The 26,249-nt window shown below is 57.9% G+C and carries 23 protein-coding genes; 9 read left to right on the forward strand and 14 right to left on the reverse strand.

The window, feature by feature from the left end; all coding sequences use genetic code 11:
• The first annotated feature begins 145 nt into the window (after positions 1–145).
• Positions 146–2,044 (forward strand): ABC-F family ATP-binding cassette domain-containing protein, encoded by a 1,899-nt coding sequence (locus tag FHW16_RS00915; protein WP_182547300.1) that lies wholly within the window; start codon positions 146–148, stop codon positions 2,042–2,044.
• 105 nt (positions 2,045–2,149) lie between these two features.
• Here FHW16_RS00915 and FHW16_RS00920 read toward each other — a convergent pair whose 3' ends face one another.
• A complete protein-coding gene (locus FHW16_RS00920) occupies positions 2,150–3,577 on the reverse strand; it encodes an MFS transporter (RefSeq protein ID WP_182547301.1) in 1,428 nt (475 codons plus the stop codon).
• A gap of 118 nt (positions 3,578–3,695) precedes the next feature.
• Between FHW16_RS00920 and FHW16_RS00925 the strand changes: the two genes are divergently transcribed.
• Positions 3,696–4,331 (forward strand): helix-turn-helix transcriptional regulator, encoded by a 636-nt coding sequence (locus FHW16_RS00925; protein WP_246711596.1) that lies wholly within the window; start codon positions 3,696–3,698, stop codon positions 4,329–4,331.
• Here the strand turns inward: FHW16_RS00925 and FHW16_RS00930 are convergent.
• The 4 genes from FHW16_RS00930 to FHW16_RS00945 form a co-directional block, all read right to left on the reverse strand.
• Positions 4,310–4,858: a GNAT family N-acetyltransferase gene (locus tag FHW16_RS00930; RefSeq protein WP_182547303.1), complete on the reverse strand. Its 549-nt coding sequence runs from the start codon at positions 4,856–4,858 to the stop codon at positions 4,310–4,312. The two genes, FHW16_RS00925 and FHW16_RS00930, sit on opposite strands and share 22 nt — an antisense overlap.
• Positions 4,858–5,451 carry a hypothetical protein gene (locus tag FHW16_RS00935; RefSeq protein ID WP_182547304.1) on the reverse strand — a complete coding sequence of 198 codons (594 nt, stop codon included), beginning with the start codon at positions 5,449–5,451 and terminating at the stop codon, positions 4,858–4,860. The genes FHW16_RS00930 and FHW16_RS00935 overlap by 1 nt, the downstream gene beginning before the upstream one ends.
• Before the next feature lie 3 nt (positions 5,452–5,454).
• Positions 5,455–5,904 (reverse strand): DNA polymerase III subunit chi, encoded by a 450-nt coding sequence (locus tag FHW16_RS00940; RefSeq protein WP_182547305.1) that lies wholly within the window; start codon positions 5,902–5,904, stop codon positions 5,455–5,457.
• Between the two features lie 261 nt (positions 5,905–6,165).
• Positions 6,166–7,662: a leucyl aminopeptidase gene (locus FHW16_RS00945; RefSeq protein ID WP_182547306.1), complete on the reverse strand. Its 1,497-nt coding sequence runs from the start codon at positions 7,660–7,662 to the stop codon at positions 6,166–6,168.
• A 269-nt stretch (positions 7,663–7,931) separates the two neighbouring features.
• Here FHW16_RS00945 and lptF point away from each other — a divergent pair, with 269 nt between their 5' ends.
• The 6 genes from lptF (at position 7,932) to rsmA (ending at position 15,707) form a co-directional block, all read left to right on the forward strand.
• Entirely contained in the window at positions 7,932–9,143 is a 1,212-nt protein-coding gene (gene lptF / locus FHW16_RS00950; RefSeq protein WP_182547307.1) for an LPS export ABC transporter permease LptF, read from the forward strand.
• Complete coding sequence (gene lptG, locus FHW16_RS00955) at positions 9,140–10,228, forward strand: LPS export ABC transporter permease LptG (RefSeq protein WP_182547308.1); 1,089 nt, start codon at positions 9,140–9,142, stop codon at positions 10,226–10,228. The genes lptF and lptG overlap by 4 nt, the downstream gene beginning before the upstream one ends.
• Before the next feature lies 1 nt (position 10,229).
• A complete protein-coding gene (locus FHW16_RS00960; protein ID WP_182547309.1) occupies positions 10,230–12,578 on the forward strand; it encodes an LPS assembly protein LptD in 2,349 nt (782 codons plus the stop codon).
• Between the two features lie 322 nt (positions 12,579–12,900).
• Complete coding sequence (locus FHW16_RS00965) at positions 12,901–13,848, forward strand: peptidylprolyl isomerase (protein ID WP_182547310.1); 948 nt, start codon at positions 12,901–12,903, stop codon at positions 13,846–13,848.
• Between the two features lie 15 nt (positions 13,849–13,863).
• Positions 13,864–14,889 carry a 4-hydroxythreonine-4-phosphate dehydrogenase PdxA gene (gene pdxA / locus FHW16_RS00970; RefSeq protein WP_182547311.1) on the forward strand — a complete coding sequence of 342 codons (1,026 nt, stop codon included), beginning with the start codon at positions 13,864–13,866 and terminating at the stop codon, positions 14,887–14,889.
• A complete protein-coding gene (gene rsmA / locus FHW16_RS00975) occupies positions 14,886–15,707 on the forward strand; it encodes a 16S rRNA (adenine(1518)-N(6)/adenine(1519)-N(6))-dimethyltransferase RsmA (RefSeq protein ID WP_182547312.1) in 822 nt (273 codons plus the stop codon). The genes pdxA and rsmA overlap by 4 nt, the downstream gene beginning before the upstream one ends.
• A gap of 55 nt (positions 15,708–15,762) precedes the next feature.
• On the opposite strand, the gene FHW16_RS00980 is transcribed toward rsmA, so the two are convergent.
• Positions 15,763–16,395, reverse strand: coding sequence for a dihydrofolate reductase family protein (locus FHW16_RS00980; RefSeq protein WP_182547313.1), 633 nt, complete (start codon positions 16,393–16,395; stop codon positions 15,763–15,765).
• Between the two features lie 228 nt (positions 16,396–16,623).
• On the reverse strand, positions 16,624–17,262 hold the full coding sequence (locus tag FHW16_RS00985; protein WP_182547314.1) for a TetR/AcrR family transcriptional regulator: 639 nt from the start codon (positions 17,260–17,262) through the stop codon (positions 16,624–16,626).
• Between the two features lie 103 nt (positions 17,263–17,365).
• On the opposite strand from FHW16_RS00985, the gene FHW16_RS00990 reads away from it, so the two are divergent.
• Positions 17,366–18,877, forward strand: coding sequence for an FAD-dependent monooxygenase (locus FHW16_RS00990; protein WP_182547315.1), 1,512 nt, complete (start codon positions 17,366–17,368; stop codon positions 18,875–18,877).
• Positions 18,878–18,931: 54 nt separating this feature from the next.
• Here FHW16_RS00990 and gmk read toward each other — a convergent pair whose 3' ends face one another.
• From gmk to fabD, 7 genes are all read right to left on the reverse strand, one after another.
• Positions 18,932–19,588, reverse strand: a complete 657-nt coding sequence (gmk, locus tag FHW16_RS00995) for a guanylate kinase (protein WP_182547316.1) — start codon at positions 19,586–19,588, stop codon at positions 18,932–18,934.
• A gap of 2 nt (positions 19,589–19,590) precedes the next feature.
• Complete coding sequence (locus tag FHW16_RS01000; RefSeq protein ID WP_182547317.1) at positions 19,591–20,478, reverse strand: YicC/YloC family endoribonuclease; 888 nt, start codon at positions 20,476–20,478, stop codon at positions 19,591–19,593.
• Positions 20,479–20,528: 50 nt separating this feature from the next.
• Positions 20,529–21,764: an endolytic transglycosylase MltG gene (gene mltG / locus FHW16_RS01005; RefSeq protein WP_182547318.1), complete on the reverse strand. Its 1,236-nt coding sequence runs from the start codon at positions 21,762–21,764 to the stop codon at positions 20,529–20,531.
• A 93-nt stretch (positions 21,765–21,857) separates the two neighbouring features.
• Entirely contained in the window at positions 21,858–23,120 is a 1,263-nt protein-coding gene (gene fabF / locus FHW16_RS01010; protein WP_182547319.1) for a beta-ketoacyl-ACP synthase II, read from the reverse strand.
• A gap of 114 nt (positions 23,121–23,234) precedes the next feature.
• Positions 23,235–23,471 (reverse strand): acyl carrier protein, encoded by a 237-nt coding sequence (locus FHW16_RS01015; RefSeq protein WP_008128530.1) that lies wholly within the window; start codon positions 23,469–23,471, stop codon positions 23,235–23,237.
• Between the two features lie 269 nt (positions 23,472–23,740).
• A complete protein-coding gene (gene fabG / locus FHW16_RS01020) occupies positions 23,741–24,478 on the reverse strand; it encodes a 3-oxoacyl-[acyl-carrier-protein] reductase (RefSeq protein ID WP_182547320.1) in 738 nt (245 codons plus the stop codon).
• Positions 24,479–24,495: 17 nt separating this feature from the next.
• Positions 24,496–25,440 (reverse strand): ACP S-malonyltransferase, encoded by a 945-nt coding sequence (gene fabD / locus FHW16_RS01025; protein ID WP_182547321.1) that lies wholly within the window; start codon positions 25,438–25,440, stop codon positions 24,496–24,498.
• Between the last annotated feature and the right edge of the window lie 809 nt (positions 25,441–26,249).

Genomic DNA, 26,249 nt, shown 5'->3' on the forward strand with positions numbered 1-26,249 from the left:
GGTTCGACAAGCTCACCATGGAACACATGTCCAGCGTGCCGAATTGGACACAGATAACGCCTAACCTCACTTTCCCGCTCGATCAGGGCATATCTGCACCAACCACGGCTTGCGAAAAGCGCATTTCCCGTGCAAAAGCGCGGCCATGCTTATTCTCAACGATATATCCGTGCGTATGGCCGGACGCCTGCTGATTGATCACGCCAACCTCAACCTGCCCTCGGGCACGAAGGCGGGGCTGGTCGGGCGCAACGGCGCGGGCAAATCAACGCTGTTCAAGGTGATCACAGGCGAAATGCCGGCGGAAACCGGTGATTTTTTCCTGCCCAAGAATATCCGCATCGGTCAGGTGGCGCAGGAAGCGCCGGGAACGGAAGATTCCCTGATCGAAATCGTGCTTGCCGCCGACCTCGAGCGCACTGCCCTTCTGGTGGAAGCCGAAACCGCCACGGACCCCAACCGGATTGCCGAAATCCACATTCGCCTGGTTGATATCGATGCGCATTCGGCCGAAGCGCGCGCCGGTGCGATCCTTTCCGGCCTCGGCTTCGATTCCGAAGCACAGAAGCGCCCGGCCTCGTCCTTCTCCGGTGGCTGGCGCATGCGCGTGGCGCTGGCGGCGGTGCTCTTCGCCGAGCCGGACCTGTTGCTGCTGGACGAGCCGACCAACTATCTCGATCTGGAAGGTACGCTGTGGCTGGAAGATTATGTGCGCCGCTATCCGCACACGGTCATCCTGATCAGCCACGATCGCGACCTTCTGAATTCGGCCGTCAATTCGATCGTCCATCTGGACCAGACCAAGCTGACGCTGTGGCAGGGCAATTACGACCAGTTCGAACGCCTGCGCAGTGAAGCGCTGGAGTTGCAGCAAAAGCAGCGCACCAAGCAGGAAGCGCACCGCAAACACATGGAAGCCTTCGTCGAACGCTTCCGTGCCAAGGCGTCCAAGGCCAAACAGGCCCAGTCCCGCCTGAAAGCGCTGCAGAAGCTGAAGCCGATCTCATCTATTATCGAGGATCACGTAGCGCCGTTCCATTTTCCCGAGCCTGAAAAGGTCGTGGCATCGCCGATCATTGCCATTGAAAGCGGCGAAGTCGGGTATACGCCCGGCAAGCCGGTGCTCAAACACCTCAATTTGCGTATCGATGCGGATGATCGGATTGCCCTGCTCGGATCGAACGGCAATGGTAAATCGACACTCGCCAAGCTGATCAGCGGACGTCTGGGCCTGCAGGCCGGCAAGATCACGGTCGCGCCGAACCTGAAGATTTCCTTTTTTGCCCAGCACCAGCTCGATGATCTCGTGCCTGATGACAATGCCATCGAGCATGTGCGCAAGCTGATGCCGGAAGCACCGGAATCCAAGGTACGGGCTCGCGTCTCGCAGATGGGGCTGGCTACGGTCAAAATGAACACCGCGGCGAAAGACCTTTCCGGTGGTGAAAAAGCGCGGCTTCTGATGGGTCTTTCGACCTTTCAGGGCCCGAACCTGCTCATCCTTGACGAACCGACCAACCATCTGGATATCGACAGCCGTGAAGCGTTGATGCACGCGCTGAATGATTTCGACGGCGCCGTCATCTTGATTGCCCATGATCGTCACCTGATCGAAGCCACCATGGACCGGCTCTGGCTCGTGCGTGACGGCGTTGTCGCGCCCTATGATGGCGATCTGGATGCCTATCGCTCGCTGGTTCTGGCTGATGCCAAGGCCGAGCGCTCGGGCAACAGCAAAATATCGGTCGATGAGGGGCAAAAGCTGAGCAAGTCCGACCAGCGCAAGCTGTCAGCACAAAAACGCGAAGCCATGAAGCCGTTGCAGAAAAAGATCCAGGAAGCCGATGCCATGGTGCAGCGTTTCCAGAAGAAGATCGAGACCCTGCAGGACCAGCTTGCCGATCCGATCATCTACAGCCGGGAGCCTGCCAGAGCGACGCAGATCGGCAAGGAAATCGGTTACGCCAAGTCCTCGCTCGCCCGGGCGGAAGAGGAATGGCTGACCCTGTCGACCGAGTATGAAGCTGCGATGGCTGATCTCTAGGAATCACAAGAGAGGGGATTTGCAGGTCGAAATCCTCCCCTCTCCTGGATTTTCCGGATAGTCCGGAACTGTCACCTGCCCTTGTCAGGGCGGGCTTTTCTCGTTTTAGGACAGGTCCACGGCAAACACCGTCTTCCTGCGGAACGGCAGAGCAAAGCCGGCGATCATGGCGGCAAGGCCGATCATGGTTGAAACCGCGAAGATGGTCATTGTCGCATCGCGCAGCGCATCAGGGCTGGTTGCCTGCGGATAGTTGGCGGCATTGGCCACCAGACCGGCAACCGCCGCACCGATGGCATAACCGGCGGACTGGAGCGTTGGCAGCAGGGCCGAAGCCCGGTCACGCTCACCGTCCTTGGCCGATTCCATGACCGTCTGGCTTAAAAAACCCCAGCTCACCCCAAAACCCGCACCGATGCTCATCTGGCCAACCAGAACCACACCGGGCAGGTCGGCGGAGAAGCCAAGCACAAGAACGGCAAGCCCTGTCACCAGCAATGTCGGTCCGAGCCGGATCAGCCACGAACGGCGGCGCGGATCCTGCACATTGGCAACCAGAATGGCAATCGTGCTCCAGGCCACGGCAAAGCTCGCACTGAAGGCACCGGCCATGGTGGGACCGTAACCCCAGAGATTCTGCAGGGTCATGACGAGATAGACCGAAGTGGACGCCTGCGCGACCGGCATCAGCAGCACGACCCACAGCCCGATGCCCACGGTCGACGTGAGGGCGAAGGCATCCGATGGAAACAGTGGCGTCCGGCTGCGGCGATCGACGAGCACAACCGCCGTCAGGATGACAGCCGCGCCAACAACGAACAGGACCTCCATCGTCAGGGTCTGCATGATGCCTGCGAGGGCCACCAGCATGATGCCGCCGCCAATGGCGATCAGCCGCACGAACGGGACGGAAAGATGTGCGGTATCAATGGTGGAACGGGGTACGATGCGGAAGACCAGCGCGATGAAAATAAGCGCCATGGGAACATTGACCAGAAACGCAGCGCGCCAGGACACGGTTTCGGTGAGAATACCAGCCACCAGCGGGCCGCCAAACGCGGCAATCGCCCAGACGACCGCCTCTGCACCAAAGACTTTTGCCACAAGACGCGAGGGGAAAAGGTCAGGAATAAGCGCATAGCAGATGGCAGCGATCACCCCCTCGCCCAATCCCTGGAAGGCGCGGCCAACAAGCACTTCCGTCATGGATGAGGCGAACGCGGCGATCAGTGTTCCGGCCAGAAACACCAGTGCGGCGCCGACCAATGCCCGGCGCGGCCCGAGCCGACCCTTCAGAAGAGCGCCGCTGGCGCCGCCGACGATGGAAAACACGAGATAGAGGGTGAATGCCCACGAAATGAGTTTCAGGCCACCGATCTCGCGCACCGCTGTCGGCAGCGATGTGGAGACCAGAAAACCATTGAAGGCAAACAGCGCAACGCCAAGGCAAAGCGTGGTTGTCGCGGCTGAATATTGCGGCCTTATCAGCTCGGACCAGCTGGCATCGCTGGGGGCCTCGTGCGGTTCATGCATGACGTTACCTCTATTAAAAAAGTTTTATGTTTTTATATTCCGCTTAATAAAATAAGCAATGGCTTTCTAAAAAGACTTTTGTTACATTACCGCTATGCAGGATCGAACGACCAACCGCATGCTTTATTCCCTGAAGGTGGCCGGCGCGCAGACCGCAGCGTCTCTGGCCGACCGTCTCGGCATTACATCCGTCGCGGTCCGGCAGATGCTTGGGCGGCTGCATGACGATGGCTTGGTGGATTTCGAAGACAGCCGCGAAACCGTGGGCCGTCCGAAGCGCTTCTGGCACCTGACCGACACGGGCAACCAGCAATTTCCCGACAATCATGCCACGCTGACGGCCGATATTCTCGCGTCCGTTTCGGCCGTCTTCGGTGATGCCGGTCTGGACAAGCTCATCTCCCATCGGGAGGCAGCAACGCTCAGCCATTATCGCAATGAGCTGACGGACCTGCACTCTATCGACGAGCGCGTGGTGCGGCTGGCGGAAATTCGCTCTGCCGAAGGCTATATGGCCGAAACAACGCGCGATGATTCAGGGGCGCTGGTTCTTGTCGAGAATCATTGCCCGATCTGTGTTGCTGCCAAGGCGTGCCAGAAACTCTGCCGGTCAGAGCTTGATGTTTTTCAGGCGGCTCTCGGCCCGGATGTGGAAATAGAGCGGTTCGAGCACATCCTGAAAGGTGCCAGGCGCTGTGCCTACCGGATCACCGGGAAGCACACGGAAAATCGTCAGCTGACAATGAAGCTGTAGAGCATCGGGCTCATATAGGTCGTTCCGACACGCCAGTAATCGCGCAATGGACCGCCCTCGCATTCAAAACCAAGACGCTCCACAAGTTTGATGGAGGCAGTATTGCCGGGGTGAATGACCGCCGAGATACGGTGTATTTTCAGGTGTTCGGCACAGTGGTCGACGAGTGCCTGCACGGCTTCACCCATCAGCCCCCGCCCCTGCCATTCGGTCCGCAGGATATAGCCTATCTCCAGCCGGTGATTGCGCGCCTCGCGATGGTGGTAATTGACCATGCCGATACACTGGTCCGTTTCCCGGTCTGCCACGGCCCAAGCCATCGTTTCATAAGGCGATGTGGTTTTGGCAAGGATGCGCAGCCAGCGCCGCGTTTCCTCAATGGTCTCGCAGGCGGAAAAATCCCAATACCGCGTCAGATTTTCATCGCCGAGGCAGGCGTGAAGGCCCGTTTCGTCCCGGCTTTCAAACTGCCGCAGGCGCAGGCGCGGCGTCAGAAGCGTCGGACAGCCATTGAGCTGGTGTGCCATCAGCGTCCCCATTTTGGCGCCGGTGGTACGGTGTCGGACGGCGCCTTGCGGCCGCGGCGAAGACGGATCAGGAAGAAAATGGCGACCGCAATCATGGTCAGGCCAGCGGGCACAACGCGTTTGTCGACCGTCGCTGCGCCTTTGCGCAAGACCAGATCCACCTGCGCGACCTCGAGGCCGTCGACATCGCCGGGACCAATCTTGAATGTGTAATCCCCTGATTCAACCGGATCAATATCGCCGATCCTGTCGCGATAGAACCGCGGCCCCTGCGGCGAGCCCCGGTTGGCAGCCTGCGCATTGACATAGGAAAGCGTCTTGACCAGCACGTCCCTGCCGCCCAGCGTCACAACGGAGGTGAGTGCCGTGCGCCCTTCGGCCGGAATGAAATTGCGCAGCGGCTGCATGTCGACAAAGGCCCTGACCGGGCCGTCTCCGGCTTTCAACGGCACCGTCACCGGCTTGTACGGGCCGGGACGATCAAAAACCCGCCAAGAGCCGATCTCAGCCCCGGAAAAATTGTAAGTATACCAGGGGTAGCCGATACCAAGCGCTACACCAGCCAAAAGGAGCAAAAGCAGCAGCTTGCGCATGGTTCAGGCCTTCTTTTCCCAACGCCCCTCGGCATTCTGCTGCCAATAGGTCAGCGTATGCCCTTCCGCCTTCAAAAGTTTCCACTGCGCGCGTGCCTGTTCAAGCTGCATCTGGTCATGGCCGTCGAACATCAGCACCAGCCTTTCATAGGCTGCGACATTGGTCGGCTCGGCACCGTCGACGAGAAAACGCACCGTCGCGCCGTTCGGATTGCCCTCGCCCGTCGTCAATATGACAGGCTGTTCCTGCGGGTGCGGCTCCTGATCCGTGGCATGGGCCAGAAAAGACGCATCGGACCAGGTCCACAGATGATTATCGAGACTGTCACGCCGTTCCTGCGATCCGGTCTGGATAACAACCTTCCACTGGCGGCTCAGCGAGCGCTCGACCAGCCCGGGGAGCGCATTTTCCAGTGTAGATTCAGTCAGATGATAGAAGAGAATCTCGGTCATTGTCTCTCTTTGGGTCAAACGCGCCGGTGGCGTTTTTGTTGAAGCAGGCATTGAACGATTCGTCAAAGAATGGCTGATGCGTGGGCTGGCTCGTGGTTCGTGGTTCGACAAGCTCACCATGAGGGAGAGTGAGGGCTTCAGGGAGCTGTATTCTGCAACACGGGTGATTTGCCATCTCCCGCAATGCTTGTGATTAGCGTTACAGCACCCCTCTCCCTCATGGTGAGCTTGTCGAACCACGAACCACGAACCACAGTTTTATCAGCCTTCGAAATTATCCTGAACGAGCCGGTCGAGCAGACGCACGCCGAAACCGGATGCCCAGGACTGGCTGTATTCAGTTGCAGGCGCGCCCATGGCCGTGCCGGCAATATCCAGATGCGCCCAGGCCGTTTCCCCGACAAACCGCTTCAGGAACTGTGCCGCGATGATGGCTCCGCCAAAACGGGTGCCAATATTCTTCATATCGGCATTCTTGGTGTCGATGAGCTTGTCATATTCGGGGCCGAGCGGCATGCGCCACAATTTCTCGCCGGTTGCCTGCCCGGCATCAAACAGCTGGGTCGCCAGCGTGTCGTCATTGGAGAAGAGACCCGCATGCGACAGACCCAGCGCAACCATGATGGCACCGGTCAGCGTGGCGAGATTGACCATGAATTTCGGTTGGAACCGCTCATTGCAATAGTAAAGGGCATCGGCCAGAACCAGACGGCCTTCCGCATCGGTGTTGAGCACCTCGATGGTCTGGCCGGACATGGATGTGACGATATCGCCGGGACGCTGGGCATTGCCGTCGACCATGTTTTCAACAAGACCGACAATACCGACCACATTGACCTTGGCCTTGCGCGCTGCCAGCGTGTGCAGAAGGCCGGTCACGGCAGCAGCGCCGCCCATATCGCCCTTCATTTCCTCCATGCCGGCGGCCGGCTTGATCGAGACGCCGCCGGAATCGAACACGACACCCTTGCCGACAAAGGCGATGGGCGCTTCCTTGCCCTTGCCGCCCTGCCATTCCATGATCGCCAGCCGTGCCGGACGGACTGATCCCTGCGCAACGCCAAGCAGCGAGCCCATGCCGAGCTTCTTCATGTCCTTGGGATCGAGAATCTCGACCTTCACGTCGAGCTTCTTCAATTCCTCGATACGCTCGGCAAATTCGACCGGTCCGAGAATATTGGCAGGTTCATTGACGAGGTCGCGGGCCAGAATAACGCCTTCCGCTACCGCTTCGGCATGGACAAAGGCTTTCTTCGCCGCATGCGGATCGGCGACGAGGATGGTGATCTTGGCAGACGACTTCTCTTCCCTGTCCTCGTCGCCCTTACCCTTCTTCGTCTTGTATTTGTCGAAGGTATAGGCGCGCAGCAGGATGCCGAGCGCGAAATCTGCGGCATTTTCGCCTGACACTTCCGCGTCCGGCAGAGCCAGAATCACGGAAACGTGCTTGGCCTTGCCGATTTTGCCGAAGGCAGAACCGCCCAGTTTCAGCCAGTCATCGGCTTTCAGCTTGGCCGGATCACCGGCGCCGACCAGAACGAGACGGTCGAGTTCGGTGCCTGCAGGGGCGAGCGTGCTCAGGCTTGCCGCAAGTTTTCCCTTGAAATCCGAGACATCAATGATACGCGACAGCAGCGCCTGCCCGACAACAGATTCGGCTTCTGCAGCGGCCTTGCTTTCGGCAGCCAGAAGCAAAACTGCGGTTCCGTTTTCGACGGCAGCAAACTTTGCAAAACTGATGGATGGTCGTTTGGACATGATATCTCCAGATTGAACAAATTGTGACTTCCTTATTCATCAGAGTTGATGAATGAAGTGGGTAACGATAAGGATCGCGCGCTAACACCTTGTTAACCAGCTTTCTTCGCCTATTTTTAGCCAAGCCTGACTAGATTGAACATATAACGGGTTCGTCCCATAGTGCGGCAAAATAATGCCATGGATTGCATGGCATAGATGAAACGGTCGGTCACTCGTGAACGGCAAGTCGACAAACAAGGTGGCGGAACTCTTTTGCGAAACATGACATGCGCCTGATCGAGATCTATATCTTACGACGCATTGTCGTCATGTTTCTGGCTGTCCTGTTGTCGGCGGTCGGCATTACATGGATTGTTCAGGTGCTCGGCCGCATCAACTTCCTGACCACCAGCGGCCAGAGTTTCTTCTATATTCTCAAGTTCAGTTCCAACCTTCTTCCCTCCGCCTTTCCCGTTGTCATGCCATTCGCGCTGGTTATTGCCGTGACGCAGACGCTTTCAACGATGAACCAGGATTCGGAACTCGTGGTCATCAATGCCTCTGGAGCACCCCGCTCTACGGTCATCCGGCCCGTCATACTCTTTTCCATTGTCGTCGCGGCGCTCTCCTTTATCATCGCAAACTATGTTGCCCCCTATTCGCAGATGAGCATGCGGCAGATGATCGCCGATGCCCGTTCCGACGTGATCAATCTCGTTGTGCAGCAGGGAACATTCCAGCGGCTGGACAAGGACCTCTACCTGCAGATCGAAAGCCGCGATTCCAATGGTGCGATCAAGGGTCTGTTCGTTTCCGATTCGCGCGATCCGACCACCGATTTGCTGTATTATTCCAAGGACGGCCTTGTCGTTGACAAGGGTGACCAAAGCCTGCTGGTCATGAAGGATGGCGAAATCGACCGTCGCGATGTCAAGACCGGCGATGTATCGATCATCAAGTTCAACACCTATGCGCTTGATCTTGCTGAGTTTTTGTCAGCTGATGATAAAGACGTGACGATCTTCCCCAAGGACCGGCCATTGGATTATCTGATGAATCCGGATCCAAATGACACGGTCTATCAGCAGCGGCCCCTGCGTTACACATCCGAGCTGGCAAAACGCCTCACGGACTGGATGTATCCGATCGTCTTCGCCCTGATTTCACTGGCAGCCGCCGCCGACTCACGCTCGCACCGGGAGGCGCGTATTTCCGCCTCGTTTACAGCGATCACACTGAGCCTCATCGTATTCTGGATCAGTTATTCCAGCGGTCAGGCTGCGGAAAAGAATGAGGACGTCATTCCGTTCCTCTTTGCATTCCCGATCCTTGTTTCCTTGTCGGCCATCTACGCGCTGGCAACGAATCGGCAAATCGGTGTGCCGGCTGTCCTGAGCAACCTTTTCAAAAACGGTTCCGTTACACCGCAGGCTGCGCTTGCAGGTGTCAGGACAAAGCTGCTAAATCCTCGCTCCAAACGCGGAGCGCATGAAGAATGATAGGCTGGACACTCGGGCGTTATTTCTTTCTCCGCTATGTCACCATCACCTGTTATTTCCTTCTGGGAAGTTTTGCGCTTGCCCTGATTCTGGATTTCACCGAACTGTCGAGCAAGCTCGCCGCGCTGCCGCAATATTCATCGTTTCAGGCATTCGGCCTGTCCCTGATGCGCATTCCCTACATCATGCAGCAGGTGTTCCCGTTCATCGCCCTGTTTTCGGCCATGACCACACTCATCTCTCTCAACCGGAAGTATGAGCTCGTTGTGGCACGCTCCGTTGGCGTATCGGCCTGGCAGTTTCTTCTGCCCGCCTGCACCGGTGCGTTTCTCTTTGGTCTGCTGGCGGTGCTCGTGGTCAATCCCCTCGCCGCCTATGGCTTTGAGAAGAGCGAAGCCGTCCAGGCGAACTGGCGCAGCGGAAAGACCAACGATACGCCCGACGACCGCGTGCCCTGGCTTCGCCAGAAGACCGACGAAGGCGAGACGATCATCGGCGCGAAGAGTGTCATCAACCGCGGCTTGCGACTCGTCGATGCAACATTTGTCCGTCTGGACAAAAACAAGGACATTATCGAGCGCCTTGACGCCAAAACCGCCGATCTTGAGGACGGTTTCTGGCAATTGACCGGAGTGACCAAATTTGTACTGGGCGAGACACCTGTTTCGCCGGGCGATGTGCAGATTCCGACCCACCTTCGCCCTGAATTCGTTGAAGAAAGCCTCGCGCGGCCTGAGACAATTCCTTTTTTTGAGCTGCGTAACAAAATTGCCGCAGCTCGCTCTTTTGGCTATCCAGCCAATGCTTTTGACATGCATTTCCAGTCTTTGCTGGCTTTGCCTGCACTTTTAATGGCGATGACCCTAATCGCTGCGACAGTTTCGCTGAAATTTGTTCGCTTTGGACAATCTGGAACAATGATTCTGGGTGGCGTCCTTGCGGGCTTCGTGCTTTATGTCGTCACTGTTGTGGTCAAGGCATTCGGAAATGCGGGATTTGTTCCGCCTTTCGTTGCCGCGTGGACTCCGGTCCTGATTGCAACTTTTTTTGGGGTCTCCTTTCTGCTGCACAAGGAGGATGGTTAGAGTGGGATTGAATGTAACGCGCTCGGTGTTGCCGACGTGGCTCGCACGGCTTATGTGCGGGACGGCCGTGCTATGCCTTGCAGGCGGGATTTCGTTCCCGGCCGTGGCCCAGACCAAAGATGCCCTTGCAGGTAATTTCAAGACGAATCCAAACGCGCAAATGCTGCTGGAATCCGATGAGCTTGTGTATGACATCAATGCCAAGACGATTTCGGCCGTCGGTGGCGTACAGATCGATTATGACGGCAACCGTCTGGTTGCGCGGCAGGTCACCTATGACCAGAAGACCGGCCGCCTGAAAGCTCAGGGCAAGGTCGAGATCGTCGAAAAAGACGGCAACCGCATCTATGCGGAAAATCTCGACGTTACCGATGATTTCAAGGAAGGTTTTGTCAATACGCTGCGCGTTGAGGCTGCCGACAATACCCGTTTTGCCGCAGAAAGCGCCGAACGTATCGGCGGCGAGCTGACGACCTTCAACAATGGTATCTATACTGCCTGCGAACCCTGCCGTGACAAACCCGGCAAGGCTCCGTTGTGGCAGGTCCGTGCCCAGAAAATCATCTGGAACGGCAAGAAGAAGACCATTCGTTTCGAGCGTGGCCGGTTCGAGTTGTTCGGTATGCCGCTGGCATTTATGCCGGCATTCGAAATTGCCGACCCGACAGTGAAGCGCAAGAGCGGCTTCCTGATGCCAAGCTACAAATATGAATCAGATCTCGGTTACGGCGTCAGTGTCCCCTATTTCTGGGCGCTGGCTCCCAATTATGACCTGACGCTGACCGGCACCGGCTATACGACGCAGGGTTTTCTGGCTGAAGCGGAATGGCGCCACCGGCTGGAGAACGGCGAGTACAGCATCAACGTTGCCGGTATTAGCCAACGCAAGCCGGATGAATTCAACGCGGTTGAAGATCAGGAAGACCGCAATAACACCGCGCGCGGTCTGGTCGGGTCGAAAGGCAAATTCAACATCAATCCCCGCTGGACCTTCGGCTGGGATGTGATGGTGCAATCCGACAAGGCTTTTGCCTATCGCTACGGCATCGAGAATTATTCGGACTATAACAAGACCGATCAGATTTACCTGACCGGACTGCATGACCGCAATTATTTCGATCTGCGGTTTTACAAGTTCCACGTTCAGGAAGGCTGGTCGGATTCAAACGCGTCTTCGTCTGAACCGAAGCAGCCTTGGGTTCTGCCAAGTCTCGACTATGCCTATATCCCCACACAGCCTCTTGCTGGCGGTGAGCTGAATTTCAACCTGAACGTGCAGGCACTCAGCCGCGACAAGGTAGATGCTAATGCGGGATACACAGGTCTGCCGCGCTCCGGTTATCTCGCCGGTATCAAGGGCAATGACGGCCGTATCACGGGTGAAGTCGAGTGGAAGCGCACATTCATTTCGGATAGCGGCCTTGTCCTGACGCCCATTCTCGCGCTGCGCGGCGATGGCATGTATGTCGACTCGGATTCCCCTGGCGTCAATCGTGATCAGGCCTTCCGCGGCATGGCAACGGCCGGACTCGAAGCCAAGTATCCGATCCTCTTCACCGCCGCCAATTCAACCCATGTGCTTGAACCAACGGCGCAGCTCTTCATTCGCAACAATGAATCCTATGCGGGTAAGTTGCCGAATGAAGACGCGCAGAGCTTTGTGTTTGATGCATCGAGCCTGTTTGAACGGGACAAGTTCTCCGGTTATGACCGGGTCGAAGGCGGCACGCGCGCCAATCTCGGCATTCGCTATTCCGGAACCTTCAACAATGGCGTATCGCTCAATGGTATTGCCGGTCAATCGTTCCAGCTTGGTGGTCTGAACTCCTTTGCAACCGATGACTTCGTCAACGCCGGAGCAGAGTCGGGTCTTGAATCGGCACGTTCAGATTATGTTGCCATGATCGGTGCGAACTACGGTGCGTATAACGTGACGACGGGCGGGCGTTTCGACAAGGACACGTTCGAAGTTCGCCGTGCAGAAGTCGCCGCCACGGCAGCCGGAAAATACGGCACGCTTTTCACCAAGTATGCATTTATCGATGCCCAGCCCACCTACGGCTTTCCTGAAGACAGACATGAAGTCACTGTGGGCGGCTCGCTTAAAGTCACGCCCAACTGGCGCGTTCTGGGTTCCGGCACTTATGATATCATTCACGACACCCTCGTGAAGCAGACAGCAGCGCTGGCCTATGACGACGAATGCTTCACCTATCAGATGTATTATACCGAGCAACGGCCAATCACGAGTACCGGCACAGCCGGCGACAAGACGACGACATTCGGCTTCAATATTTCCTTCCGCACCCTGTGGGAATTTGGCAAGCCAGTGAATATTGGCGGTATTTAATCATTTGTTTTCAACTGGCCGCACTTGCGGCCAGTCATGCTTTTGCCTTAGTAAAACGGCAATAGTGGAACGGATTTGACATTTGCATCCCATTTGACATCACGCGAGGCACGCGAATGTCAAATTCAAAGTTCCACCAGAGGCATGCACTTGCTGGTGGTCCTTTGATTCTGACATTTGCCTGAATGGCTTGTATCAAAGGGTTGCAAATGTCAGAATCGGACCACTAGTGATAGAAATGAATTGCACAGGAATGGATTTTACTGATCATTTTTGCCAGAATGACCTGAGATAATCCATAAATAAACGGATAACGTGGAAGATGATGGTGAGGAAGCACATTCTGGCGGCGGCGATTGTCACCGCTTTGGGTTCTGGTCTTGCGGCAGGGTTTTCACTGCCCGCACAGGCGAGTGACGTGAAGGTTATTGTCAACGGAACCCCGATCACCGACTACGATATCGCCCGGCGTGCCGCATTTTTGAAGCTGCAGCGCAAGAAAGGCAACCTCACGCAGATGGCGCGTGAGGAATTGACCGATGACATGTTGAAGCGCCAGGAAATGCGGCGGCTGAACATCGTTATTTCCGACACGGACGTGAATCAGGCATTCGAGCGCTTTGCCACGAACAACAAGATGACCCTCGCCCAGCTCAACGGGGTCCTCGACAAAGCTGGCGTTACCGCAGACCATTTCAAGGAATATATCCGTATACAGATGGGCTGGGGGCGTGCGCTTGGCACCCGTAACCACGCCCAGGGCGGCAGCCGTGTTTCCGAGCAGGACGCCGTGCAACGCATGTTGAAAGACGGCGGCAAGAAGCCTGTCTCGACCGAATATACGTTGCAGCAGGTCATTTTCGTCGTACCCGCTGCGGACCGCGGTAATCTCGCCAAGCGGCGCAACGAGGCCAATGCCTTGCGTGCCAGGTTCAGCGGTTGTGACACCACCCGCGATATCGCCAAGGGTACGCTTGATGTGACCGTGCGTGATCTCGGGCGGTTCGTCGAGCAGGAATTGCCGCCGGAATGGTCAAAGCAGGTGACAGCCACAACAGCTGGCCACGCGACCACGACGCTTGACACCGACAAGGGTGTCGAATTCCTAGGTGTATGTGCGACACGTCAGATTTCTGACGATCGCGTTGCGCGTCTGGTTTTCTCGCAGGAAGCGGCAGCTGCCAATCAGAAACCTGATGCCACGGCCGAGGCCGTGAACAAGCAATACATCGATGATCTCAAGAAAAAGGCATCCATCGTCAATCGATGATGGTATCGCCTTTTCATGACCAAGATCCTTGCTGTCAGCTCTGGTGATCCGTCCGGCATAGGACCTGATATTGCGCTTTCAGCATGGACTTTGCGCGAATCGACCCGTTTGCCGGCGTTTTTCCTGCTCGCCGACGAGAAGCTCATTACTGCACGCGCGGCACAGCTTGGCATTGATTGCCCCATCGAAATCACCACCCCCGAAGACGCTCATCGGGTTTTCGCGCGGGCGCTTCCGGTTATTCCCCTGCGAAACCCACAGATCGATCGCCCCGGAACACCGCTGGCGGACAATGCTGCGGGAACCATCGAGGCGATTGAGAGAGCCGTTGCGTACACGCTTTCCGGTCAGGCGCGTGCCGTCGTTACCTGCCCCATAGCGAAGAAGCCGCTTTACGAAGCGGGTTTCCGCTTTCCGGGGCATACGGAATTTCTGGCGCATCTGGCCGGAGAGCACCTCGGACACGAGGTAACGCCCGTCATGATGCTCGCCGGGCCATTGTTGCGCGCGGTTCCTGTCACCATTCACATTGCACTCAGCCGCGTTCCCGACGTGCTGGACACGGCCAAGATTCTTGCCATTTCGCGCATAACGGCCGAAGCGCTGAAAAATCAGTTTGGCATTGCCGCTCCCCGTCTGGCCATTGCCGGTCTCAATCCGCACGCGGGTGAAGGCGGCTCCATGGGGCTGGAAGATGAAGAGATTGTGCGTCCGGCGGTCGAAACGCTCCGCAGTGAAGGCATTGACGCGCGCGGACCGCTGCCTGCGGACACCATGTTCCATCCTGCCGCCAGAGCCACCTATGATGCGGCGATCTGCATGTATCACGACCAGGCGCTCATACCGGCCAAGACGCTGGGTTTCGATGACAGCGTGAATGTGACGCTTGGACTTCCCTTCGTGCGCACATCGCCGGATCACGGTACAGCATTCGATATTGCCGGATCAGGCAAGGCCAAACCTGACAGCCTGCTTGCCGCATTGCGTCTTGCTGACGAACTCTCCTCCCATCGCTCCAGCCAGAAGCACGCCATCGCATGAGTATCGACGACCTCCCTCCTCTGCGCGACGTGATTGATCGCCATGAGCTCATGGCCAAAAAGTCGCTCGGCCAGAACTTTCTGCTCGATCTCAATCTGACCGCCAAGGTTGCGCGGCAAGCCGGTGATCTGCAGGGCCAGACGGTCATCGAGGTCGGACCCGGACCGGGCGGCCTGACACGGGCCTTGCTGGCCCAGGGCGCCAATGTGATTGCCATTGAACGCGACGAACGCTGTCTGTCAGCCCTGCAGGAGATTGCCGATCATTATCCCGGCCGCCTGCGCGTCATCGCAGGCGATGCCATGGAGACGGATTTCAAGGCGCTGGCCGGCAATGACACGGTCAAGATCATCGCCAACCTGCCCTACAATATCGGCACGCCACTGTTGATAGGTTGGCTGCTGAGCGAACCATGGCCGCCCTTCTATGCCTCGCTGACGCTGATGTTCCAGCGCGAGGTCGCCGAGCGCATCGTGGCAAAGCCGACATCGGATGCCTATGGCCGTCTCGGCGTACTGACAGGCTGGCGCACGGAAGCCAAAATTACATTCGATGTGCCGCCGCAGGCTTTTACGCCACCGCCAAAGGTGACGTCCTCGGTGGTTCATCTTGTTCCACGCGCAGCACCGCTTGCCTGTGATGCAACGGTGCTCGGCCGCGTCACGCAAGCCGCATTCGGCCAGCGCCGCAAGATGCTGCGCCAGAGCATCAAACCGCTTGGCGGCGAGACGCTTCTGGCCAAGGCGGGCATTGACGGCACCCGTCGCGCCGAAACGCTGTCCATTGAAGAGTTCGTGGCACTGGCGAACGCGCTTTAGGAGCTATGGGCTCTAACGGGTTGCTCGTGATGAACGCGCGGATTCTCGGACGTGGTCACACCGGCCGATAAATCTGCGCCACCGCACCACCCGGAAAGGCCTTCGAACTGACCAGCTTGAGCGGCCTCGGCGCGGGCAGACCGGCGAAGATCGGCAGGCCCTTGCCCAACGCGATCGGATGGACCACCAGAGCGTACTCATCGACCAGGTTCTGGGCGATGAGGCTACGCGCGAAGGCGGCGCCTCCGTGGGCGATGATCGGCTTGCCGTCACCAGCCTTCAGCCTGGCGACTTCGTCGGCCAGATCGCCGGTGGCCACGTAGGCCTCACCCCAACTTTCGCCGCCAGGTTGAAGTTGCCCGGTTTGGGTGTCACCGGCCCTGTCCAACGCCTGCCTCAGTCCCTTGGTCATGGCAGCCGCCTTCAGGACCGCCCGACCTTGTTTGGAAAAGACCGCCTTGGGGATCTGATTCATCGGCGGCGCGAACACCAGGGTGGACGTTGGCCAATAAGCGGCCATGTCGTGGAAGGAGCGGCTGCCCATGATGTGCAGGCTGGCGTTCCACACGGTCTCCACGGACCACGCAATGGCTTCTTGGTCAGCGCCGAACACCCATTCGGCTTCGCCCTCTGGGCTGCCGACAAAACCGTCGAGCGACATGGACATCTTCAGAATCAACTCTCTCATCGCCTTCTCCTCGTGCTGGTCCGTCCCAAGAACGTGCAGGATCAATCGATTCCGACAACTCGTATTCGCCAAACCCGAAAAAGAATGCGCTCATTAGGGGGCGCTGCGTCCCTCCGCGCTCGATCGCCATCCGCAGCGCCTGCTGCGGAAGCGGGAAATCAGCTCACAAAGAAGTCTCTCCGGAAAGGCACAGACATGCGCCAGACGTCATCAGCCAGAGCTGATTGCTCAGGCGTAAGGTGTGCCTGCCATTGCGGCTTTCAGGCCGATGGTTCCTCGGTCAACGAGTGCAAGAAATGCGGCTTCCGCTTTCTCTGTATCGTGCCCCTGTCTATAGGTTCGGTGGGCGTGGATGAAGGCCACAGTCCATGTCGCCAGAAGCAGACCGGCCGCCAGATGGGCAGCGGGATCTGCCGGTTCTCGCCCTACACATTCGGATAGCGCAACGCTCACAACTTGTGCGAGCTCGTCACGTATCGCCCTGGCGCGAGCCTTGAGGGTTTCGCTGGCTTCAATCGTCTCGATGAAGCCTTGGCCGTCAGCAGAAAAATTGAGGTAAGGGCTCTTCTCCGCAACAAGACGATGCGCGAGCAGACGCAACGTCTCGATCGGAGCGATGCGGGGATCGGCCTGCCGCAAAGCTTCGCGCAGGATTTCGCGCCCCTCCTCATCGCGGTCGAAGAACATGTCCTCCTTGCGGGGAAAATGATTGAATACCGTCATCCGTCCGACGTCGGCAGCTGCGGCGATCTCGTCCACTGTCACATGGTCAAAGCCGCGCTCGAAAAAGAGGCGCGTGGCCGCTATGGAAATCCCCTCGCGCGTGGCGAGGCGTTTACGGGATCGACGGTCGGATGGCACTGACATGCCTGCTGATAACACGACTTATATACTGAGTACAATTTTTCATTGACAGAAAACGCCCATTGGCTTCATATATGTGTACTTAGTACATTTTAGGATCAAGTATATGAAAACCGAAATTGATGTGGTGATTTCTGGCGCCGGACCGGTTGGGCTCCTCACCGCCATCGAGCTGGCCTTGGGCGGCGTACGCGTCGTCGTGCTCGAGCGTCTGGCAGCCGCAAGCCTTGAGATGAAGGCCGGCGGGCTCGGACCGTTGGGACTTGAGGCGCTGCAGCGGCGCGGCATGGCAACCGCCATCGCAGCTGCAGAGACGCGCAGCTTTGCGGCAATGGCGCAGGCCGGAGCGGACCCTCGGGCCAAAGGGTCGAAGTACAGCGGCCATTTCGCGGGGCTCTCCCTGATCCGAAAGGACGCGCAGAAAGAACCGGAGCGGCACTCCCGCCCCGTGGATCAGCAGGCCCTCGAAGCCATGCTGGCCGACCGGGCACACACGCTAGGGATCGACGTGCGTCGCGCATGTGAGGTCACCCGCTTCGTCCAGCAGGCGGACGGGGTCGACGTGGAATGGACATCTCCCGCAGGTGAAGGGCTTATCCACTGCGCCTACCTTGTCGGTTGCGACGGAGGACGCAGCTTCGTCCGCAAGATGGCTGGCTTCGATTTTCCAGGCACGCCACCCACATCGACCTTCTATCAGGCCATCGCGCAAATCGACCATCCCGAACGCCTGGCGCCGATGGGTTGGCGGCGGACATCGGGCGGAATATTCTCCCATGGACCGTTTCCCGGCCGACTGGTCATGATCGAGTTCGCGGGTCCGCCGGAAGACCGGCAAGTGCCAGTCACGCGCGAAGAGATCGAAGATGTTCTGCGCCGCGTCAGCGGGGCCGATGTTCGCGTGAAGACGCTTGAAAGCGGAAGCCGATGGACCGATAACACGCGGCTTGTGGATACCTACCGCAAAGGCCGGGTGCTGCTTGCCGGCGATGCGGCCCATATCCACACGCCGCTCGGCGGTCATGGCCTAAGTCTTGGGCTCCCCGATGCTGTAAACCTCGGCTGGAAGCTCGCCGCGGTCATTCGCGGCGAGATGCCCGAAAGCCTGCTCGACACCTACACGGCCGAACGGCGACCGGTCGCCGAAGCCGTTCTGACAAACACCCTTGCCCAGATGGCCATCATGCGTCCCGATCCGCAGGCGGGTGCGATGCGGGATATTATTGCAAACCTCATGCAGTTCGATGACGTCAACCGGTTCATCGGCGAGATCATGAGCGGCCTCTCCGTCCGTTACGATCTCGGATCGGAATCGGACGACGCCGGACGGCTCATCGGCAACAGGCCGATCAGCCACGGTGATGATGGAATCTCGCTCTACGATCTCATGCAGGAGGGCATGGGTGTTCTTCTCGACGCCACCGGGGGAAAAGCTTCCAAGCTCGTTGCAGCCACCACGCAGAGGGTACGTTGCATGACCGTCGATACAGGGCCTTCGCTGCTGATTCGTCCCGATGCCTGTATTGCCTGGGCCGGTAAAGAGAACAGCACAGACGGATTGGAGGAAGCACTCCGTCGCTGGTTCATCCCAACACCGGATAACGGAGCTATGGTCTGATCCGTACAGCGATCATTCCTGCCGCTACCCAAGCCACGCGCTTTGGCAATGCCGCTAGTCGATTTTCTCGTCCAGAAGGCCGCTGACAAAATCGAACAGGCCGGGACAACGGTCCCGGCGCAAACGTTCAGCGGTTACGATCGACTGGACTTCGTGATAGGCGCGGTCCAGATCCTTATTGACGATGACATAATCATAGGAACGCCAGCGTTCGATCTCGTTGCGTGCATTGTGCAGGCGCATGTCGATGACTTCTTCCGTGTCTTCGGCGCGGCGGTGCAGCCGCAGCTTCAGATCGGCCATGGAAGGTGGCAGGATGAAAATGCTGACGACATCGCCCTTCATCTTGTCCTGCAATTGCAGAGCACCCTGCCAGTCAATGTCAAAAAGCATGTCCTGACCATCGGCAAGGGCATTCTCCGCAGCCTCCCGCGGCGTGCCGTAGAAATTGCCATGCACCTCAGCCCATTCGATCAGCTCATCGCTGTCGCGCAGGCGTTCGAATTCGCGCACTGAAATGAAATGGTAATGCACGCCGTCAATCTCGCTGGCACGGCGGGGACGCGTGGTGACACTGATCGACAGCGCCAGTTCAAGCTTTTCCTTGTCGTTGAGAAGCAGTCGGGCAATGGTCGACTTTCCGGCACCGGATGGCGATGACAGCACCAGCATGAGGCCACGTCGTTTGATGCTGTTCGATGCGTTGACCATGATTACTCCAGATTCTGTATCTGCTCGCGCAATTGATCCACAACCGCCTTCAGGTCAAGCCCAATCGACGTGATAGAGGCAGCATTGGCCTTGGAGCAGAGTGTATTTGCCTCACGGTTAAATTCCTGTGTCAGGAAATCGAGCTTGCGTCCGACGCCATTCCCATCGCGCAGAAGTGTGCGAGCGGCAGCCACGTGCATGTCCAGACGGTCGAGCTCTTCCTGAATGTCGGCCTTCGTCGCCAGAAACGCCGCCTCCATGTGCAGGCGCGCCTCGTCGAGCGCCGGAGACGCATCCAGCAGCAGCGTCACCTGCGCGGCAAGCCGGGAGCGAACGGCATCAAGCGTCCGGCTCGGATCGCGCCGCGCCTGCTGTGTCAACAGTTCTACGGCGTCAATCTGAACGCTCAATATTTCGCCCAGCGCCTTGCCTTCGGTCTCGCGATTGCGCTCAAGCTGCGCAAGCGTCTCGTCGAGAACGGTCAGAACGGCGTCTTCGACCTCTGCCTGATCTTCCGGCGTCAACACGTCCTGCGGCGCCTCCAGAACACCGCGCAGAGCCATCAGGCCTTCGGGGGTCGACGGAGCCAGCGCAAAGTCCTCACGCAGCTGTGCGGCAATCCGTGCCAGTTCCTTCAGCAGGGGTTCGTTGATCAGCGCCTTGGCACTCCCCGCGCTGCGATCGACGGTCAGGGCTGCCTGAAAGTTTCCGCGCTTGAAGCGCTGACCGAACAGGGTTCGGGCTTTCTGCTCGATAGCTTCGAAACCCGTCGGCAGGCGAAACCTGACATCGAGGCCCTTGCCGTTGACGGATTTGATTTCCCATGAAATCTGCGCCCCGGCACTGTTCCGGAGGTGACGGGCAAAACCCGTCATGCTTTGCAATGACATTTTTCCCCCAAAAGGACGAAGGCCCGATCGCAATCAGGCCCTTCCAGCATTTATTGTTGTTGTGTCGGTTCGTCTTCGTCATCACCGGCAGCCGACGGATCGGCATTTTTGTCGCCGGTTGCCGCCTTGGCCGCCTCGTCCACGCGGTTCTTCTCGACCGCCCGCCAGCGCTTCACATTGTCATTGTGCTCATCCAGCGTTTCGGCGAACACATGGCCGCCCGTGCCGTCGGCAACAAAGTAGAGATCCTTGGTCTGCGAGGGATGAGCGACAGCCTCCAGCGCATCGCGTCCGGGATTGGCAATCGGACCGGGCGGCAGGCCATTGATCGTATAGGTGTTGTAGGGCGTCGGCTTTTCCAAATCGGATTTCAGGATCGGGCGGTCGGATGGTTTACCCTTGCCGCCAAACAGACCATAAATGATCGTCGGATCCGACTGCAGGCGCATGCGCTTGTTGAGGCGATTTATGAACACGGAGGCAACGCGCGGGCGCTCATCGGCCTTTCCGGTCTCTTTTTCGACAATCGAAGCAAGCGTGACAAATTCTTCAATGGTCTTGAGCGGGACGCCCGGATCGCGGCGGGCCCAGATCTCCTCGACCAGCTTCTTCTGGTCTGCCTGCATCTTCTTGATGATTTCCTCACGCGTCGTGCCGCGGGAGAAGCGCAGGGTATTGGCAAACAACGTGCCCTCATCCGGCATAATGCCCGGCAATGCACCAACGAGTACGTCGTCCTCGCTCACGCGCTGCAGAATCTGATCCACTGTCAGACCTTCCGGAACGGTCAGCGAGTGCAGGACCGACTTGCCGCTGCGCAGCAGATCCATGATGTCACGCATCGAGGCATGCGCCTTGATTTCATATTCACCCGCCTTCATATCGCGCTGAAAGCCATAAGCCTGAACGCCATATTTGAAGACACGTGCATCGGTGATAATACCGCGGCGCTCCAGCCCATCGGCAATTTCGACAATACCAGTGCCGTTCTTGACGACATAGTTGGTCGTGACATCCGTCGGACCGGGTTCGTTGAAGGAAACCTTGCCGAAATAAACGGCGGCACCAGCAGCAAGAACCACGAGCACGACCAGCGACAGCATGAAATTGGCGAACACGACAATCTGGCTGCGGGCGCGGCGCGAGCGGCGCTTGGGCGCTGGCGGCGGTGTCCCCGGCTCCGGACGCAAGGCTTCAGATGCCGACTGCGGGACAATCGGTTTGCGCTCCGGCGCGTTAGCGACGGCTGAACCGTTCGTCTCTTCAGACTGCTGATCTGAGCTCACGCAAACACCTCGGGCATGTTTTTCCGGCAGAATGCCGGTAAATTTGATTGTGATTATGGCGAAAGCGCGAAAACGCTTCCGCCATTGCTGCAATCACTGTTGAAAACGCCGCAAAACCAGCGAGGCGTTGGTACCACCAAAACCAAAGGAATTGGAAAGAGCCACATCAATCTTACGATGCCGCACTTTATGCGGAACCAGATCAATCTTGGTTTCCACAGATGGTTTGTCCAGATTGAGCGTTGCCGGAGCGACATTGTCACGAATGGCAAGCGCGCAGAAGATGGCTTCGGTCGAACCTGCAGCCCCCAGGAGATGGCCGATGGACGACTTGGTCGAAGACATCGAGACTTTCGGCGCAGCATCGCCCAGAACGCGTTCAACCGCTCCAAGCTCAATCGTATCGGCCATGGTCGAAGTACCGTGCGAGTTGATGTAATCAACCTGATCCGGTGTGATGCCTGCGCGCTTCAGAGCCATTTCCATGGAGCGCTGTGCACCTTCGCCGCTCTCGGAAGGAGCAGTGATGTGATAGGCGTCGCCGGACAGGCCGTAGCCGATGACCTCGGCATAAATCTTCGCGCCGCGTGCCAGAGCATGTTCCAGCTCTTCAAGCACAACGATACCGGCACCCTCACCCATGACGAAACCGTCACGATCATCGTCATAAGGACGCGAAGCAGCCGTTGGATCGTCGTTGCGCGCGGTGGACAGCGCCTTGCAGGCAGCAAAACCAGCGAGCGAGATGCGGCTGACTGGCGATTCCGTACCGCCGGCAACCATGACATCGGCATCGCCGAACGCGATCAGACGCGAAGCATCACCGATCGCATGTGCACCGGTCGAGCATGCGGTGACAACCGAATGGTTGGGTCCGCGCAGCTTGTGCTTGATGGAGACCTGGCCGGAAGCCAGATTGATCAGACGACCGGGAATGAAGAACGGCGAAATGCGCCGCGGGCCCTTGTCGCGCAGCGTATAGCCGGCTTCAACGATGCCTTCGAGACCACCAATACCCGAACCGATCAGAACACCGGTGCGAATCTGATCCTCATCGCTTTCCGGCGCCCATTTGGCATCGGCAAGCGCCTGGTCAGCAGCACCCATGGCGTAAATAATAAAGGGATCGACCTTGCGCTGTTCCTTGGGCTCCATCCAATCGTCAGGATTGAATGTACCGTCGGACCCATCACCAACCGGAATGCGGCAAGCAATTTTGCAAGGCAGATCTTCAACATCAAACTCTGTCACCAGCCGGGCACCACTTTTTCCAGCCAAAAGGCGGGACCAAGTGAGCTCAACACCGGATGCAAGAGGAGAAACCAGCCCAAGGCCGGTTATGACAACGCGCCTCATGGCCGATCCTTCAATGTCATATTCAGCATGTTATCTTCCAACGGCCCGGCGCAGGCTCCGACAGGGGCAATCTGCCTCCTGTCAGTATCCGTGCGCTGGCAGGCCGAATGAAAATCAGGCCTGTGCTTTGTCGATGAACTTGACGGCATCGCCGACTGTCAGAATCGTCTCGGCAGCATCATCCGGAATTTCTACGCCGAATTCTTCTTCGAAAGCCATCACGAGCTCGACAGTATCAAGGCTGTCTGCGCCCAGATCGTCGATGAAGCTCGCACCATCGGTGACTTTCTCGGCATCAACGCCCAGATGCTCAATAACGATTTTCTTGACGCGTTCTGCAGTATCACTCATGTGGAAACCTCAACCTGTTTGTTTTTCCCTATGCCTTGGTTAGCGGCACGGATGACTCTAATCAAGCAATAAGATGGTGGTTCAGCCCTGTTTAACAGCTAAAACACGCATCCTCGCGGCTTATTCCTTGCGGAATGGAAAGAGCATCAAATCGATTTGATTGCCCTGACTTGGTGCGCGACTTATCACGCTTTATTCACGGCCTCAATCTCATAAATGTGATTGCAGCCTTTACACCCGGCTGATTTGCCCATCCGGGTGTCATTTCATCAGATCATTGCCATGCCGCCGTTGACGTGGATCGTCTGGCCGGTGACGTAGGACGCCTCATTGCTGGCAAGATAAACTACGGAGGATGCAACCTCTTCGCCTGTACCCATGCGGCGCATCGGGATGGCGGACATGATGCCTTCCTTCTGCTTGTCGTTCAGCTTGTCCGTCATGGCCGATTCGATGAACCCCGGCGCAACGCAATTGACCGTGACGTTGCGGCTGGCGATTTCGGCAGCAAGCGCCTTCGAGAAGCCAATCAGGCCGGCCTTTGATGCGACATAGTTGGTCTGGCCGGGATTGCCGGTCACGCCGACAACGGAAGTGATGTTGATGATGCGGCCATATCGGCGGCGCATCATCGGATGGGTCAGCTCGCGGGTCAAACGGAACACGGCGGTCAGATTGACCTCCAGTACATTGTCCCAATCGGCATCGCTCATACGCACGAACAGGCCGTCCTTGGTAATACCCGCATTGTTGACGAGAATTTCGACGCCCTCCAGATCGGCCTCGGCCTTTTCGCCCAGTGCCTTCACTTCGTCGCGGTTCGACAGGTTGGCCGGGAAAATCTTGACCCGCTCGCCAAGCTCGTTTGCCAGCGCTTCGAGCTTTTCGACGCGTGTGCCATGCAGGCCGACAATCGCACCCTGCGCATGCAGCGCGCGGGCAATGGATTCGCCGATACCGCCACTGGCACCTGTTATGAGAGCCTTGCGGCCTGTCAGGTCAAACATTGCTCAATTCCTTCTGTTCAAACGTTCAGAGCAGCAACAGCCGCTTCGATATCTTCCGGCGTGCCAACGGCGATACCGGAAATGTCCTTGTTGATGCGGCGCGCAAGACCGGTCAGCACCTTGCCTGCGCCAATCTCGTAGAGTGTTGTCACACCATTGGCACCGAACCATTCGACCGTCTCGCGCCAGCGGACCTGCCCTGTCACCTGCTCGACCAGCAATGCAGCGATTTCATTGGCTGACGTCACCGGAAGAGCGCGCACATTGGCAATCAGCGGAACAATCGGGTCTTGCTTTGAGACATTCGCCAGTGCGGCGCGCATGGCTTCCGCAGCTGGCGCCATCAGCGCAGAATGGAACGGCGCAGAGACCGGCAGCATGATGGCGCGCTTGGCACCCTTTTCCGTCGCAAGCGCGGCAGCCGCTTCGACCGGAGCCTTCGAGCCCGAAATCACGATCTGACCGCCGCCATTGTCATTGGCGATCTGGACCGGGCCTTCAAGCGCTGCATCGGCGCAGACGGCCGCCACGACCTCGTGTTCAAGGCCGATAATGGCCGCCATCGCCCCTGCTCCGGCTGGAACGGCCTGCTGCATGGCATTGCCGCGAATGCGCAGGAGGCGCGCCGTATCGGCGAGAGAGAACGTCCCGGCTGCGCACAGCGCCGAATATTCGCCGAGCGAATGACCGGCGACGTAGGCCACTTTGTCCTTGATCGACACGCCGCGCGCTTCAAGCACACGGATGACCGCGATGGAAACCGCCATCAGGGCGGGCTGCGCGTTTGCGGTCAGCGTGAGGGTTTCTTCCGGGCCTTCCCAGATGATGGAGGAGAGCTTTTCGCCGAGCGCATCATCAACCTCGTCGAAAACAGCCTTGGCTTCGGCAAAATTGTCGGCCAGCGCCTTGCCCATGCCGACCACCTGACTGCCCTGACCCGGGAAAGTGAATGCTATGGACATGGCGCGTGCCTCCAGATTTTTCTTTATAATCGTCAATGTGCCGCGCGATGTGCCTATCAGCAAGCCCGGAGTCAAGCTTTCATGCGCTGCTGCGCCCGCACATGCACATTATAATACGTGAAATTATGGGTTTCCCGTTGCCACGCCCGCATTTGCGTCTGGCTGTTGAAAGAAGAGAATGACAGGCGGTCCTTGGAACGCGGGTCTTGGGGTAGTCCGGTATGCTATGCTTGCGATCCAAGGACCACCCGCCCCGGCGATTTGTGTCTTCGCCTTGTTCTGCCCTTTCACCAGACCCTTTCGGGTCCCTATGAAGCTGTGGCAAAGGGGCGAAACCTCCCCAGTCTCACAGGTTCTCCCCGCGAGGCCGAAGCGCCGATCCTTTCCCGACTTTCGAAAGTTTCCGGAAGCATTCCCGCCGGAAAGGACACGATGAGAATAGCTCGGGTTGGGAAGTGTTGGATAAGTTGGTGTGTTTTTTCCGATTAAGGCCAAATTAGAGGGCTGGTTCACCCCCCTCTGCCCGACAGGGCAGAGGGGGGTGAAAACATCTCGTTCTTGCATGACCATCGTACGTGGTTCGCCCTTCGGCGAGCTCAGGAAGCTCACCATGAGGGAGAATGAGGATTGCCGAAGGGCGAACCACGCATTACACGCTATAAATCCCCCGGTATTTTGCGTTGCAATATAAAACGCCTGCTGCGGGTTGCTTCTTTTCATATTTGCCCGTATAAGCCGCCCGTTCATTGCTCGGCGTCAGCTGGGGGCTGAACGGAGGGCCGGATTTCGATCCGTGGAAGCGTAAAAGC

Origin of the sequence: Phyllobacterium myrsinacearum, from assembly GCF_014138285.1 — a bacterium.
Lineage (GTDB): Bacteria > Pseudomonadota > Alphaproteobacteria > Rhizobiales > Rhizobiaceae > Phyllobacterium > Phyllobacterium myrsinacearum_A.